Below are 15272 nucleotides of genomic sequence, written 5' to 3'. Positions count from 1 at the left end.
GCGATATTGCCAACGCTAACTCAACCGTATAGAGTTGCGCGGTCCACCGCAGGCGCGAGCCTGCGCGTATTTGCAGCAACCACCGCACCAGAAAGTCCCGATCCATGTACAAACAACTGACCGGCAGCGTCCTGCTCGCCCTGGCCGTCGCCGGCGCCCCGCAGGCCCTGGCCAAGGGCCCGGCCGCAGCGAAAACGAGCGCGAATGAAACCGCGACCGCCCGCCACTACGCCAGCCTGATCGCCGGCGAGCCGAAGACCGCCGAGCTGACCCTGTTCTTCACCCAGATGCCGAAGGGCGGCGACCTGCACCACCATTATTCGGGTTCGGTCTACGCCGAGCAGTACGTCGACTTCCTCGACAAGCAGGGCTACTGCGTCGACAAGCGTACTTACCGCATCGAGACCAGGAAGGACGTGGTGGCCGCCGAGCGCGCCAAGCCGGCGGAGGACCGCAACTGCCTGTCGACCGCCGAGGTCTATGCCGACGACTACACCTACCGCGAGCTGCTGCAGCGCTGGTCGAACAAGGACTTCAGCAACCATGGTGCGATCCAGCCGCCGCCGGACCGCCTGTTCTTCCAGACCTTCGGCTTCTTCGGCCCGGTCTCGAACGCGAACTTCCGCGAAGGCCTGCAGGAACTCAAGAAGCGCGCCATCGCCGAGAACGTCAGCTACATCGAGACCATGTTCAAGATGTCGCCGTTCGTGGTGAACAAGGATTTCGACGCCCAGGCCTGGAACAATGCTCACGATGATAGGGCTTTCGAGGCCCAGATGGGGGCCTGGCTGGCCGTGCTGGAACAGGACGCCGGCTTCCGGAAGCAGACCGAGGACTTCGTGGCGAAGATCCACGAGTCGGCCGAGGGCATCGACGACGAGCGCTTCACCATGCGCTACCAGACCTATGTGCTGCGCCTGCTGAACCCGTCGCAGGTGTTCTCCTCGATGGTTTCGGGCTTCAAGGCCGCGGCCATGAGCGACAAGATCGTGGGCGTCAACATCGTCGGCCAGGAAAGCACCATGGTCTCGATGCGCGACTACACGCTGCACATGAAGATGTTCCGCTTCCTGAAGTCGCGCTACCCGGAAGTGAAGGTGGCCATGCACGCCGGCGAGCTGGCGCTGGGCGACGTCCCGCCGGAAGGCCTGAAGTTCCACATCGACCAGGCCCTGGTGGTCGCCAACGCCAACCGCATCGGCCACGGCCTCGACCTGGCGCACGAAAGCAACGCTCCGGCCATCATGGCCAGGATGCGCAAGGACGACATCCCGGTCGAGATCAACCTGACCTCGAACGCTTTCATCAGCGGTGTCGAAGGTGCGAACCACCCGATCACCCTGTACCGTAAATATGGCGTGCCCTACGTGATCTCGACGGACGACGCCGGCGTTACCCGCCACACGCTGTCGCACGAGTACGTGCTGTTCGCCAGCCGCTACAAACCGGACTACGCGGAGATGAAGCGGACCTCGTACAACAGCATCCGCTACGCCTTCCTGTCGGTGGCAGAAAAACAACGTTTGACCCGCCAGCTGGATGAGCGCTTCGCCGCTTTCGAAGCGAAGATTGCCGCCCTGGCAAAGGCGCAGGCTGCAGCAAAGTAAGCCTGTGTACAAGGCGCTTCGCAGCCACTGCGGAGCGCCTTCAAGTCATCTTGAACGAGTGACTTTTTGACACTCGCTTAGCAATAATTCATCTTTTGTGGCCTTCCTGCTACAAAAAATCCTCTTCCTTCCTCGGTTTGGCGAAATTTTTATTAAAAAAATTTCGCCTAGGAATGCCGCCTTTATAATCCCGCCTTGTCATTTTGCTGGGTATCGAGCCGAGTTTGTGGCGTAGCAACAACGTGCTGCTCCGTATTTATACGACAAACGTATGAATATCGAAGCCAAAACGAATTTGCCGGTTTGATAACGGTCATGCATATTGGAGTTTGATTTCCAAAAGGCATACATCGTTTGACGGGCACCCGTGTGATGAACACTCGCGGTGTAACTTCGTTGAAATACTTGCACGTTAGACTTGCCGCCGCCAGCCGCCTAGACCGCCGGCGCACCACGCAGCAAATAAAAGATTGCAGTACTTGTAAGAGAGGGCAACCGTCGGCTGCCCGTTATAACTATTAAGTTCTTTTTGGGGTTATCAATGATCACTCAACAACAGATCCGGCTCACCAAACTGGCGCTGGCTTTGTCGGTTGCATTGGCTGCTACGCCGGCCTTCGCACAGAACACCACCTCGGCCATCGGTGGCCGTATCTCGGCCGCTGACGGCAAGCCGGCCGCCGGCGCCCAGGTGCAGATTGTTCACGCCGAGTCCGGTTCTGTCAGCAATGTCACGACCGACGCAGAAGGCCGTTACGTTGCACGTGGCCTGCGTGTAGGCGGTCCTTACACGATCATCATCACCAAGGATGGCGTCACCGAGCGCCGCGAAGGCGTGTTCGTCGACCTGGCTGAAACCGCCGCCATCGACGCAACCCTGGGCCAGCAGATGCAGACCGTTACCGTGACCGGTTCGGCAGCCCGCTCGGAAATCTTCTCGAACCAGTCGATGGGTTCGGTCACCGCGATCAGCCGCGCCGACCTCGAAACCCAGGCATCGATCAACCGCAACCTGCAAGACTTCGCGCGTCTCGATCCGCGCGTCTCGCAGACCGACAAGGACCGCGGCGAAATGTCCGTGGCCGGCCAGAACTCGCGCTACAACTCGATGACCATCGACGGCGTGGCCGTGAACGACACCTTCGGCCTGGAAGCCAACGGCAGCCCGACCGCCCGCCAGCCGATCTCGATGGAAGCGATCGCCTCGGTGCAGGTGAACGTCGCCAACTACGACGTGACCCAGCGCGGCTACACCGGCGCCAACGTCAACGCCGTCACCAAGTCGGGTACCAACGTGTACCACGGCGGCGCCTACTACGTGACCCGCGACGACCGCCTGGTCGGTAAGCGCTACAACCGCTCCACCGACGCCTACACCGACGCGCCGGACTTCAAGGACAACACCAAGGGCCTGTGGGTCAGCGGCCCGCTCATCCAGGACAAGCTGTTCTTCTTCGCCCTGGCTGAAAACTACGAAAGCAGCCGCAGCGGTCCGGAATTCGGCGCCATCGGCAGCGGCACCGGCACCACCGTCGGCATCAGCCCGAACCAGATCAACCGCATCAAGGACATCGCCCAGAACCGCTACGGCTTCGACATCGGCAGCACCGAAGTGCCGGCCGGTACGAAGATGAAGTCGGAAGAGCGCATGATCAAGTTCGACTGGAACATCAACGACAACCACCGCGCCAACCTGCGTTACTCGAAGACCTCGCAGAACGAACCGATCTTCCCTGGCTTCTCGCAGAGCGGCGTCGCCCTGAGCTCGCAGTTCTACAACCAGGACAAGACCATCGAAACCCTGGTCGGCCAGGTGTTCTCGGACTGGACCGAGAACCTCTCGACCGAATTCAAGATCTCGCAGCGCGACTATGACTCGCAGCCGATCAACAACGCCACGCTGCCGACCATGTCGTTCCAGTTCAGCGGCCCGCTGCCGTCGGATGCCCCGAGCGGCACCCGCACCGGCAACCGCTTCCTGAACACCGGTACCGAAAGCAGCCGCCACAACAACGTGCTGGGCACCAAGACCCTGGACGTGTACGCCGGCGCCAACTACCTGTGGGGCGACCACGAATTCAAGGTCGGCGCCGACTACACCCAGAACAAGGTGTACAACGCCTTCCTGCAGAACGTGTTCGGCAACTACACCTTCGCCTGCGACAACAACTTCACCTATGCGAACGTGCCGGGCACGAGCGCCGCTGGCACGCTCAACTGCTCGACCGCGACCGCATCCCAGATCGATGCTGCGATCTACGAGAACTTCTCGCGCGGCCGTCCGACCTCGTACACCGTGCAGCTGCCGGTGCCGGGTGGTTCGCTGAGCAACGCGATCGCCCAGTTCAAGATGAAGAACACCGGTCTGTTCCTGCAGGATAACTGGACCGTCAACAACAACCTGACGATCAGCGCCGGCGTGCGCGTCGACGTGACCGGCGTCGACGGCAACCCGCTGCGCAACGCCAACGTCGCCCAGGCGGCGGTGGCCGGCAATGCCGCGACCTTCACCCGCCAGACCGGCGGCTTCAGCGTCGACAACACCCGCACCTTCGACGGCAACAAGCTGTGGCAGCCACGCGTCGGCTTCAACTACAAGATCGACGCGGCACGTCCGACCCAGCTGCGCGGCGGTGTCGGCCTGTTCCAGGGCGCGGCAGCGACCGTGTGGATGTCGAACCCGTTCTCGAACCCGGGCGTCGCTACCCGCAGCATCACCTGCTCGGGCTCGGGCGCGACCCGCTGCCCGAACACCGACGGCCTGTTCACCCCGGACGTGAACGCCCAGCGTACCGTGGCCGGCTCGACCCCGGCGGTCAACGTCGACATCCTGTCGCCGAGCCTGCGCCAGCCGTCGATCTGGAAAGCCAACCTGGCATTCGAGCATGAGCTGCCGGTCGGTGGCCTGGTGTTCGGCGCCGAGCTGCTGGCGACCGAGAACAAGGATGCGATCTTCTACCAGCACCTGAACCTGGGCGCACCGACCCGCATCGGCAAGGACGGCCGTGAGCTGTACTACAACGCCAACGGCCTGAGCGCGAACTGCTACACCTTCACCAACAACGCGGCAGGCGCGGCAACCGGCTGCCAGAACACGGCCAAGGCCCTGTCGAACCTGAGCTACGACCGCGTGCTGCTGGCCCAGCGCACCGGCAAGGGCGACGCCCAGCTGGTGACCTTCTCGCTGACGAGCCCGACCCGCAAGGGCTTCGGCTGGTCGGTGGCCTACACCCACACCAACGCGACCGAAGTCTCGCCGCTGACCTCGTCGACCTCGAACTCGAGCTGGTCGGGCCGTTCGGTCTTCAACCCGAACGAAGAAGTCGCCGCCAACTCGTCGTACCTGGTGAAAGAGCGTATCAACGCCCGCCTGTCGTGGGAAAAGCGCTTCTTCGGCGACTACCGCCCCCGCCTCGGCGTCTTCTATGAAGGCCGCGAGGGCAAGCCGTACAGCTGGACCTTCAACAACGACCTGAACGGCGACGGCCTGGCCGGCAACGACCTGATGTACATCCCGTCGAAAGAAGGTTCGGGCGAAGTCGTGTTCTTCGGCGACACCGCGACCAACAAGAGCAACGAAGCGCGCTTCTGGGCAACCGTCAACGCCAACGAAGTGCTGCGCAACGCCAAGGGCGGCGTGGTTAGCCGTAACAGCGACTTCTCGCCGTGGACCAACAGCTTCGACGTGAAGATCACCCAGGAACTGCCGGGCTTCTTCAAGAAGCACAAGGCCAGCTTCGCACTCGACATCCTCAACTTCGGCAACCTGCTGAACAAGAAGTGGGGCCGTATCGAGGAAGTGGGCTTCCAGTCGGCCGGCGCGCAGGCGCGCAGCTTCGTGGACTACCTCGGCCTGGATGCACAGGGCCGCTACGTCTACGGCGTGCGTAACAACGTCGAAGACCTGGACGTCCGCCAGGCCAAGGGCGAATCGCAGTGGGCCATCCAGGCAACCTTCAAGTACGAGTTCTGATCTCGACTTGATGGCATTCCTGTGATGTGAGAACGGCCGGTGGCGACACCGGCCGTTTTTTATTGGGTGAAGGCTGCGTATTTCGCTCCATCGACCGCCCCGTAAAGATGGCGGGCGGGCGCAAGCCCATGTGATAATGCGGAGGGCATAGCTCGCCTCCCTCCTTGATCGAGAACACTCCATGACCGTTTCCCTGCGTGCTCCGGCACCACTCTCGCGCGCCGCATTGGCCGTCGCCGTTTCCCTGACCCTGGCCGGCTGCGCCACCACCGCCAGCCGTGAACCGGTCAGCATCAACCTGATCGCCATGAACGACTTCCATGGCAACCTCGAACCGAGCCGCTATGTCCCGACCAATCCGGACGGCAGCAAGGCGCCCGCCATCCGCGCCGGCGGCGTCGAGGCCGTGGCCGCCGCGCTGCAGGCCTGGCGCAAGGAAGACAAGGACCTGCTGTTCGTCTCCGCGGGCGACCTGGTGGGCGCCAGCCCGGCCATGTCCTCGCTGTGGGCCGACGAGCCGACCATCGAGGCGATGAACATGCTGGACCTGCGCGTCTCCGCGGTCGGCAACCACGAATTCGACGCCGGCCGCAAGGAACTGCTGCGCCAGCAGAACGGCGGCTGCGATTCGCCGCGTCCGGCCAAGGCCTGCCAGATGGCGCCGAACTACGGTGGCGCCAAGTTCACCTACCTGGCCGGCAACGTGGTCGACAAGGCCACCGGCAAGCCCTTCATCCCGGCCTTCAGGATCATCGAGACCAAGGGCATCAAGGTCGGCCTGGTCGGCGTGGTGCTGCAGGATACCCGCTCGGTCGTGATGGCCTCGGGCATCGCGGGTCTGGAGTTCGGCGACGAGGCCGCGGCGATCAACCGCGCCATTCCCGACATGCGCCGCCAGGGCGCCGACGTGATCGTGGCCCTGGTGCACCAGGGCGGCCGCACCCCGGAAAATCCGCTGACGCCCGGCTGCACCCAGCTGAACGGGCCGATCGTCGACATCGTCAAGCGGCTCGATCCGGCGATCCGCCTGGTCATCACCGGCCATACCCACGAGGGCTACCTGTGCAAGGTCGACGGCCGCACCGTGACCCAGGCCTCGTCCTACGGCCACCTCCTGACCCGCATCGCCATGAAGGTGGAGAAGGGCGTCGGCCAGGTGGGCGAGGTCCAGGTCGAGAACGTCCTGATGAAGGGCGGCGCCTTCCCGGCCGACGAGAAGATGGCCGCCTTCATGGCCAAGGTGAAGGACAGCAGCCGCGCCGCGCTGATGCGCCCGGTGGCGCGCCTGGCATCCGCGCCGGTGCTGCGCAAGCAGAATGCGGCCGGCGAAGCGCCGCTCGGCAACCTGATCGCGGACGCGGTGCTGGCCGCCACTCGCAACGTCGGCGCCCGCATCGGCTTCATGAACGAAGGCGGCATCCGCAAGGACCTGGAAGCCGGGGAGGGCAACATCGCCGCCTTCGGCCAGGTGCAGGCCGTGCTCCCGTTCGGGAATACCCTGGTGGTGATGGACCTGACCGGCGCCCAGATCCGCGCGCTGCTCGAGCGCCAGTGGAACAAGGATGGTTCGATGGGCTCGATGCTGCAGGTGTCGAACGGCTTCAGCTATACCTGGGACGAGAAGCGTCCGGTCGGCAGCCGCGTGACCGCCATCAGCCTGGACGGCAAGCCGCTCGAAGACGGCCAGCGCTACCGCATCGTCGCCAACAACTTCCTGGCCGAAGGCGGCGACAACTATCCGGAATTCGGCAAGGGCACCAACCGCCTCGAGACCGGCCTGCTCGACCTCGACGCCTTCGCCGACTACCTGCGCGAGACCGAAGGGCAGGGCGCCGCCCTCGCCCCAAGCGCGCCGCGCATCGTCAAGGCCCGATAAGCCGACCGTTTCAACCAAGGATGACCATGAAAAAACTAGCCTGCGTACTGGCGCTCACCACCGCTTTTGCCTCCTTCGACGCCGCGGCCTGGGGCCGTGACGGCCACAAGGCCATCGGCGCCATCGCCGACAAGCTGCTCAAGGGCAGCAGGGCGCAAAAGGAAATCGCCCTGCTGCTCAAACCCGGCGAATCGCTCGAACTGATCGCCAACTGGGCCGACTGCGTCAAGGGCACCTATTGCGGCGAGCAGACTCCGGAGATGATCGAATACGTCAACGCCAATCCGCAGCACGACAAGTACCACTACACCAACGTGCCCTTCCAGCACGACCACTACGACGACCATGGCGTGGGCAGGACCGGCGTCGACATCGTGCAGACCCTGCGCCAGTGCATCGCAGTCCTGCAGGGCAAGACCGATCCTGAGCTGAACCCGCACAAGTTCACCAAGCGCCAGGCGCTGATCCTGCTCGCCCACTTCGCCGGCGACATCCACCAGCCGCTGCACGTGGGCGCGGCCTATGTCGGCAAGGACGGCAAGTTCGTCGCCCCGAACACCCAGGAGGAAGTCAACGAAACCGTCATCTTCGATACGCGCGGCAGCAACAACCTGCTGCTGGACGACGCCAGGCTGGCCGAACTGGCGGCGCGCGTGATCCCTGCCGGCGAACCGGCAGTGGTGAAGGAAGGCGTGCCGAAGTCCTTGACGCGGCCCTTCCACTCGTACTGGGACAGCACCACGGTCGACTACGCGTTCCGCCGCCTGCAGACGAAAACCCCGGCGCAGTTCGCGGACAAGGTCGTCAGCGGCAAGGCGCAGCTGCCGCTGATCGAAGGCGATCCGATCACCGTGCCTTACGCCTGGGCCAACCACTCGCTGTTCGTGGCCAAGGAAGCCTTCAGGGAAGTCACGCCCGGCAAGCTGACGCCGCAGACCAGCAAGAAGGGCGAGACCTACTACACCTTCGCCCTGGAAGTGCCGGCCAACTACCCGGTGCCGAGCTCGGAGATCGCCAAGCAGCAGTTGATCCGGGGCGGCTATAACCTGGCGGCCTTGTTGCAGGCAATTTATCCGGAAAAGGGGTAAAAGGTGTGTCGAGTTTAGTTAGCTCGGCAATCTTTAGTTAGGCTCAAGACCGTCATCCCGGCATAGGCCGGGATCCATTTCCGGCGCATAGTGTGAATGCAACTCTATACCGCGAACTTGGGTCCCGGCCTGCGCCGGGACGACGTTTACAGGACGCGAGTTTGTGCATGCGCTGACTCTACTCAGCAAGAACTACGCGTCACCGATCTGGTCTTGGAATAGAATCCGTTGTTCCCGACCTTATCGAAAATACATGAGCACTCTTTCCAAGGCCGCCTGCGCCGCCTGCCTCATCCTCCCCCTGGCCGCCCACGCCCAAACCACCTCCGAACGCAATCTTCCCTTGTGGGAGATCGGCCTCGGCGCCGCCGCCCTGTCCACGCCTTCCTACCCGGCCTCAAGCGGGCGCGAAACGCGCGTGCTGGTCGTGCCGAGCGTGATCTACCGTGGCGAGATCCTGCGCGCCGACCGTTCCGGCATCAATGCGCGCCTGTTCAGCTCCGACTGGGCCGAGCTCGACTTCGGCTTCGCCGGCGCCTTGCCGTCGGATTCGGACGACGTGGACGAACGCGCGGGCATGCCCGACCTCGGCCCGCTGGTGGAAGTCGGTCCACGCCTGAAGCTGCGCCTGGCGGACCTGGGCAACAACCGGCGCCTGCGCCTCGAGCTGCCGCTGCGCGCCGTGATCGAGGCGCGCGGCGGGCTGCACGGCCGCGGCGCCACCTTCGAGCCGCGCCTGGCCTACGAGATGGCGGGCGAGCGCAGGGCCTGGACGTTCGAAGCCAATGTGTCGGCGGTGCTGGGTGACCGCAGGATCAACCGCCACTTCTATGAAGTCGCGCCGCAGTATGCGACGGCCACGCGGCCGGTGTATGCCGCCGACTCCGGCCTGCTGCTGACGCGCCTCGGCCTGTTCGGCTCGCGCTACGTCAACGAGGACGTACGCCTGTTCGGCTACCTGCGTTTCGAGAGCTACAAGGGGACGGCGAACCGCGACAGTCCGCTGCATGTGAAGGACAGCGGCGTATCGGGCGGGGTAGGGGTGTTGTGGACCTTCAAGCGTTCGGCGGCGCGGGCGCGCGGGGCGGAAACGGTCGATCCGAGCATGTAAGGAAAAATGCCGTGCGGGGCCGCACGGCATGGGTGAAACCCGGGCGGCATGGCCGGCCCGGGCAATGCTGCAATTACTTGGAAGCGTCCTTGCCGTCCTTGTGCTTGGACTTCTTGTCGTGCTTGTCCTGCTTGGCGTCAGCCTTGTCGGTCTTGTCGGCGGCCGATGCCGACGCCGGAGTCGCCGGGGTGGCAGGCGTTGCAGGAGTGGCCGGCGAAGCGGCGGTGGCAGCGGTGGTGCCGGTGCCGCCGGCGGTGGCCGACGAGTCGGTGGTGGCCGAGGTTTCGGTTGCCGGGGTGGTCGGCATTGCCGGGGTGGCGGCGGTTGCCGGGGTTGCCGGCGTAGCCGGGGCGGCCGCCGTGGCGGCCGGGGTGGTGGTCTGGGCGTAGGCCGAGGCAGCGGACAGAGCGACGATCAGGGTAGCAATGGTCTTCTTCATTGGGTAAATCCTTTCTGGTTCGGTTCTGGCGTACGTTTATCGTGTCACCTGGGCATCTAACGGGCCGCCGCTAAGCCCTGTTGACCAGCCTTACAAAGCCTTACGGTAGTCACATTTGCTAACAAACTGTGCAACAGGCGGTGATTCAGCGCAAAAAAAAAAAAAAATGGCCTGCAGAAATGCAGGCCATTCTTGTTGCGTGCGAAGCGGTCAGCGTGACTTGACGAAAGGCCTGCCCAGCGCCTTCGGAGCCACCGACTTGGCCATTAGGCCGGCCAGCACCACCACGGTCAGCACATACGGGATCATCTGGATCAGCGCGCCCGGGATACGGCCAACCACCGGCAGGTCCACGCCTTCGATCTGCACTTGCAGCGCGCCGAAGAAGCCGAACATCAGGCAGCCCAGCACCGTATGCAGCGGGCGCCAGTTACCGAACACCATGGCGGTCAGCGCCAGGTAGCCGGCGCCGGCCGACATGTCGCGCAGGAAGAAACCGCTCTGGACGATCGACAGGTAGGCGCCCGAGAAGGAGCACAGCACGCCGGCGATCAGCATGGCGCTATAGCGGGTCTTCTGCACCGAGATGCCCGCGGCGTCGGCGGCATGCGGGTTTTCGCCGCAGGCGCGCAGGCGCAGGCCGAAGCGGCTGTGGTAGAGCACCCAGTGCACCACCGGCAGCAGCAGGAAGGCGAGGTAGACCAGCACGGTGTGACCGCCGATCACGCTGCCGTACAGCCAGCCGATGAAGGGGATGTCGGCCAGGGCCGCGGTGCCCGGCAGGACGATGTCGCTCAGGCGCGCTTCGCCCAGGTCCGGCGTGCGGCCGCCTTGCTGGAAGAAGTACTGGGCCACGACAAAGGTCAGGCCGGTCATGGCGATGTTGATCGCCATGCCGGCGACCAGCTGGTTGCCCTTCTGGGTGATCGACACGAAGGCCTGCACCATGGCCAGCATCACGGAGGCCACGATGCCGGCGGCGATGCCGATCCACGGATCCTGGTAGGTATAGGCGACGCCGGCCGAGACGAAGGCCGAGGCGAGGATCTTGCCCTCGAGGCCGAGGTCGATCACGCCGCTGCGCTCGGCGAACAGGCCGGCCATGGCCGCGAAAATCAGGACCGGCGCATTGCGGATCATCGTGACGACGATGCTGGCGAGTTGGAAGTCGTCCATGGCTTATTGACCTTTACGAGCATTGATCAGTTTGAGGACCGCCGGCGCGTACAGGTTCTCCATCGCGCCGCAGAACAGGATGATCAGTCCCTGGATGAAAATGAAGGTCTCCTGCGGGATGTTCGGCTTTTCCAGCGAGAGGTCGAAACCGCCCTGGATCAGCGCGCCGAACAGGACCGACGACAGGAAGATGCCCACCGGGTGCTGGCGGCCCATCAGGGCGATCGCGATGCCGATGAAGCCGGCGCCGGCCGGGAAGTTCAAGCTCAGGTAGTGCGTCGAGCCCAGGATCGAGTTGACGGCCGCCAGGCCCGCCAGGGCGCCCGAGATCAGCATCGCGACGATGATCATGCGGCTGATGCGCACGCCGGCGTAGTGGGCGGCGTGCTGGTTCAGGCCCGTGGCCTGCAGCTTGTAGCCCCACGAGGAACGCGACATCACGATGCCGTACACCGCCAGCGCGATCAGCGCCAGGAAGAAGGAGATGTTCAGCGGGGTGTCGCCCAGGACCGGGAACCAGTCGACCAGGCGCGGCATCCACGAGGCTTCGCTGAAGACGCGGCTGGCCGGGTTCTGGTCGCCCTCGGGGATGAGGTACTTCACGATGATGAAGTTCATCAGGCTGGCGGCGATGAAGTTGAACATGATGGTCGTGACCACTACGTGGCTGCCGCGCTTGGCCTGCAGGTAGCCGGGCAGGAAGGCCCAGCCGGCGCCGAAGACGGCGCTGGCAAGCATTGCCAGCGGGATCAGGAGCCAGGGCGACAGCGAGGCATCGAAGGCGAGCATGACCAGGGTGAGCCCCAGACCGCCCAGGTACATCTGGCCTTCGGCGCCGATGTTGAACAGGCCGGCTTTCATCGCCACCGAAACCGCCAGGCCGGTGAACACGAAGGTGGAGGCGTAGAACAGGGTGTAGCTCAGGCCTTCCGGATTGATGACGGCGCTGTTGATCAGGATCTGCAGCGATTCGATCGGGCTTTCGCCCAGCAGGTGGATCACCAGCGCGGCCACCAGCAGCGCGGAGAGCAGGTTCAGGATGGGCAGGACGAAGCCCGATGCCCAGCGTGGGAGTTCAGTCGTTTTCATATCAGTGCTTGTGCATCCCGCCCATCAAGAGGCCAATGCGGGTGGTATCGAATTCGTCGATGTTCAGCTCACCGGTGACGCGGCCGCTCGAGACGACCACGATGCGGTCGGCCAGCGCGCGCACTTCTTCCAGCTCGGTCGACACCAGCAGGATCGCCACGCCTTCGTCGCGCAGGCGCAGCAGCTGGGTGTGGATGCTTTCGATGGTGCCGATGTCGACGCCGCGGGTGGGCTGGCCGACCAGCATCAGCTTGGGTGCGGCCGACACTTCGCGTGCGATCACGACCTTCTGCTGGTTGCCGCCCGAGAGCAGGCCGATGCGCAGGTCTGGATTCTTGGGGCGCACGTCGAACGCTTCCAGCAGGTGCGCGCAGCGCTTGGCGATGGCGTCGAAGTCGAACAGGCCCAGCTTGTTCTTGACGCGGTCCTGGTAGCCGAAGACGGTGTTCTGCATGACCGAGAAATCCTTGATGACGCCGTCGCGCAGGCGGTCTTCCGGCACGTGGCCGATGCCCAGCTCGCGGAAGGTGGCGGGCAGGCCGTCCGCGTTGGAGCGGCCGGCATAGGGCAGTTCCTTGCCGAGAAACTCGACTTTACCGGAGCTCGGCAGGCGCATGCCCGACAGGATTTCCATCAGCTCGCTCTGGCCGTTGCCCGACACGCCGGCAATCGCCACGATCTCGCCGGCGCGTACCGTGAGGTCGATGTCGGACAGCAGCTTGACCTTGTTCCTGTCTTCCAGCTGCAGGCCGCTGACCCGCAGCACCGGCGCGCCCGGCTGATACGGTTTGCGCGGCAGGTTGCCTTCGATCGGGCGGCCGACCATCATGTTGGCCAGCTGTTCTTTTGACGTGTCGCGGGTGGCGACGGCGCCGGCCACGCGGCCCGCGCGCATCACCGTCACCTGGTCGGTGATCTCCATGATCTCGCCCAGCTTGTGGGTGATCAGGATAATGGTCTTGCCCTGTTCCTTGAACAGCCGCAGGATCTCGAACAGCGAGGCGGTCTCCTGGGCCGTGAGGACGGCGGTCGGCTCGTCCAGGATCAGGATCTCCGCGCTGCGATAGATCTGCTTGAGGATCTCGACGCGCTGCTGCGCGCCCACCGACAGGTCGTGGATGGTGGCCAGCGGGTCGACGTCGAGGCGGTACTTGGCGCAGATCTCGCGCAATTTCGCCTCGGTTTCCTTGCGCTTGGCAGCCAGCTTGAATCCGCCCTCGGTGCCCAGCATGACGTTGTCGAGCACGGTCATGTTCTCGACCAGCATGAAGTGCTGGTGCACCATGCCGATGCCCAGGTCGATCGCCTCGAGGGACGAGCGGATCTGGCGCTCCTGGCCGTTGATCACGAGCTGGCCGCTGTCGGCATGGTAGTAGCCGTACAGGATGCTCATGAGGGTGGACTTGCCCGCGCCATTCTCGCCGATCACGCCGTGGATCGAGCCTTTGGCGATCGAGAAGCTGACGTCAGCGTTCGCCTGCACGGCCCCGAAGGCCTTGCTAATGTTGCGAAATTCTACGGCTGGCTGCATTGCGATCAGTACTTATAAGAGTGGATGCTTCATTCATTCAAAAGCGCGCCGGGCCGGGATGACCGGCGCGGCGCGCTTCAGAATGGGATAGGTGAATCAGACCGGGCAGCTGCCGGCGGTACGGTAGTCGATGACCTTGATCTTGCCGTTGATGATGTCGGTGCGCACGGCGTTCACGCGCTTTTCCATCTCCGGCGAGACGACCTTGCGGTTGTCCTTGTCCAGGACCCAGTCCACGCCGCCTTCCTTCAGGCCCTTGTAGGTGACGCCCGGTTTCCAGGTGCCGTTCTTCACGGCCATGAAGGAGTCGTAGACGGCGACGTCCACGCGCTTGACCATCGAGGTCAGCATGGTGCCCGGGTGCAGGTAGTTCTGGTTCGAGTCGACGCCGATCGCCAGCTTGCCCTTGGTCTTGGCCATCTGCAGGGCGCCCATGCCGCTGCCGCCGGCCACCGCGAACACCACGTCGGCGCCGCGGTCGAACTGCGCGCGCGCCAGCTCGCCGCCCTTGGCCGGATCGTTCCAGGCCGCGGCGGTGGTGCCGACCATGTTCTGCATGATCTCGACTTTCGGGAACTGCGCTTTCGCACCCTGGGTGTAGCCGCAGGCGAAGGCGCGGATCAACGGGATGTCCATGCCGCCGACGAAGCCCAGCTTCTTCGATTTGGAGGCCATGGCGGCGGCGACGCCGACCAGGTAGGAGCCTTCCTGTTCCTTGAACATCACCGAGTTGATGTTGTTACCCTGCGCAATGCTGTCGATCAGCACGAAGCGCACGTTCGGGAATTCCTTGGCGACCTTCTGGACCGCCTGGGTCTGCGAGAAGCCGATCGCCGCGATCAGGTCGACCTTCTTGCGCGCGAGGCCGCGCATCACCTGCTCGGCCTGGGTATCGCTGTTGGCCTGCACTTCGAAGACCTTGATGCCGGTTTCCTTCGTGAAGCGCTGCAGGCCTTCGAAGGCCGACTGGTTGAACGATTTGTCGAACTTGCCGCCCGCATCGTAGACCATGCCGAGCTTCGGCGCGGCGGGCGCTGCAGTCGCGACGCCTGCGCTGCCGGCGACGCACAGCGCCGCAATGGTCATGGTGAGTTGCTTGAGTTTCATGAATGAGGCTCCTGGGAATTTCGATATTGTACCCGGCCCAACAGTGAGACAGGAACGGGCTGCGCAAGCTGCATCGTCAATGGCGGTGGGGAGCCGGACAATGCGAAGCGCATTGTGTCAGCCGCACGGCGCCCGTGTGGTTACGATTTGTATCGCGGTAGTGTTTCTCTCGACAGTGCTTGATACCTGTAGCTCATCTGCAACATCAATACGGCTACAAGGACAGGCCTGGAGCCGAAACCAGCCCGCAACGCCGCGCAATGAAGGGAAATCCG

10 protein-coding genes are annotated in these 15272 nt (G+C 64.0%); 5 read left to right on the top strand and 5 right to left on the bottom strand.

Going from position 1 to position 15272, the window contains the following annotated elements; genetic code table 11:
* Positions 1-104: 104 nt before the first annotated feature.
* From B2R83_RS13120 to B2R83_RS13100, 5 genes are all read left to right on the top strand, one after another.
* Positions 105-1607: an adenosine deaminase gene (locus tag B2R83_RS13120; protein WP_292041922.1), complete on the top strand. Its 1503-nt coding sequence runs from the start codon at positions 105-107 to the stop codon at positions 1605-1607.
* 541 nt (positions 1608-2148) lie between these two features.
* Entirely contained in the window at positions 2149-5580 is a 3432-nt protein-coding gene (locus tag B2R83_RS13115) for a TonB-dependent receptor (protein ID WP_292041919.1), read from the top strand.
* Positions 5581-5761: 181 nt separating this feature from the next.
* Positions 5762-7456 (top strand): bifunctional metallophosphatase/5'-nucleotidase, encoded by a 1695-nt coding sequence (locus tag B2R83_RS13110; RefSeq protein WP_292041915.1) that lies wholly within the window; start codon positions 5762-5764, stop codon positions 7454-7456.
* A 26-nt stretch (positions 7457-7482) separates the two neighbouring features.
* Positions 7483-8544, top strand: a complete 1062-nt coding sequence (locus B2R83_RS13105) for a S1/P1 nuclease (protein ID WP_036212128.1) — start codon at positions 7483-7485, stop codon at positions 8542-8544.
* 253 nt (positions 8545-8797) lie between these two features.
* Complete coding sequence (locus B2R83_RS13100) at positions 8798-9655, top strand: MipA/OmpV family protein (protein WP_292041906.1); 858 nt, start codon at positions 8798-8800, stop codon at positions 9653-9655.
* A gap of 73 nt (positions 9656-9728) precedes the next feature.
* Here B2R83_RS13100 and B2R83_RS13095 read toward each other — a convergent pair whose 3' ends face one another.
* From B2R83_RS13095 to B2R83_RS13075, 5 genes are all read right to left on the bottom strand, one after another.
* Positions 9729-10094 (bottom strand): hypothetical protein, encoded by a 366-nt coding sequence (locus B2R83_RS13095; protein WP_292041903.1) that lies wholly within the window; start codon positions 10092-10094, stop codon positions 9729-9731.
* A 210-nt stretch (positions 10095-10304) separates the two neighbouring features.
* Positions 10305-11270 (bottom strand): ABC transporter permease, encoded by a 966-nt coding sequence (locus tag B2R83_RS13090; RefSeq protein ID WP_292041898.1) that lies wholly within the window; start codon positions 11268-11270, stop codon positions 10305-10307.
* Positions 11271-11273: 3 nt separating this feature from the next.
* Positions 11274-12359, bottom strand: a complete 1086-nt coding sequence (locus tag B2R83_RS13085; protein ID WP_292041893.1) for an ABC transporter permease — start codon at positions 12357-12359, stop codon at positions 11274-11276.
* A gap of 1 nt (position 12360) precedes the next feature.
* Positions 12361-13890: an ABC transporter ATP-binding protein gene (locus B2R83_RS13080; RefSeq protein WP_307189260.1), complete on the bottom strand. Its 1530-nt coding sequence runs from the start codon at positions 13888-13890 to the stop codon at positions 12361-12363.
* Between the two features lie 96 nt (positions 13891-13986).
* Positions 13987-14997, bottom strand: coding sequence for a BMP family lipoprotein (locus B2R83_RS13075; protein ID WP_036212079.1), 1011 nt, complete (start codon positions 14995-14997; stop codon positions 13987-13989).
* Between the last annotated feature and the right edge of the window lie 275 nt (positions 14998-15272).

It is taken from the genome of Massilia sp. UBA6681 (genome assembly GCF_002454935.1).
Lineage (GTDB): Bacteria > Pseudomonadota > Gammaproteobacteria > Burkholderiales > Burkholderiaceae_D > Telluria > Telluria varians.
This window is presented reverse-complemented; position numbering and strand designations above follow the sequence as displayed.

Bases quoted from the DNA above. Each gene is read 5' to 3' on its own strand.
- B2R83_RS13105 (WP_036212128.1), top strand. From the start codon at position 7,483: ATGAAAAAACTAGCCTGCGTACTGGCGCTCACCACCGCTTTTGCCTCC.
- B2R83_RS13085 (WP_292041893.1), bottom strand. From the start codon at position 12,359: ATGAAAACGACTGAACTCCCACGCTGGGCATCGGGCTTCGTCCTGCCC.
- B2R83_RS13110 (WP_292041915.1), top strand. From the start codon at position 5,762: ATGACCGTTTCCCTGCGTGCTCCGGCACCACTCTCGCGCGCCGCATTG.
- B2R83_RS13075 (WP_036212079.1), bottom strand. From the start codon at position 14,997: ATGAAACTCAAGCAACTCACCATGACCATTGCGGCGCTGTGCGTCGCC.
- B2R83_RS13080 (WP_307189260.1), bottom strand. From the start codon at position 13,890: ATGCAGCCAGCCGTAGAATTTCGCAACATTAGCAAGGCCTTCGGGGCC.
- B2R83_RS13090 (WP_292041898.1), bottom strand. From the start codon at position 11,270: ATGGACGACTTCCAACTCGCCAGCATCGTCGTCACGATGATCCGCAAT.
- B2R83_RS13095 (WP_292041903.1), bottom strand. From the start codon at position 10,094: ATGAAGAAGACCATTGCTACCCTGATCGTCGCTCTGTCCGCTGCCTCG.
- B2R83_RS13120 (WP_292041922.1), top strand. From the start codon at position 105: ATGTACAAACAACTGACCGGCAGCGTCCTGCTCGCCCTGGCCGTCGCC.
- B2R83_RS13115 (WP_292041919.1), top strand. From the start codon at position 2,149: ATGATCACTCAACAACAGATCCGGCTCACCAAACTGGCGCTGGCTTTG.
- B2R83_RS13100 (WP_292041906.1), top strand. From the start codon at position 8,798: ATGAGCACTCTTTCCAAGGCCGCCTGCGCCGCCTGCCTCATCCTCCCC.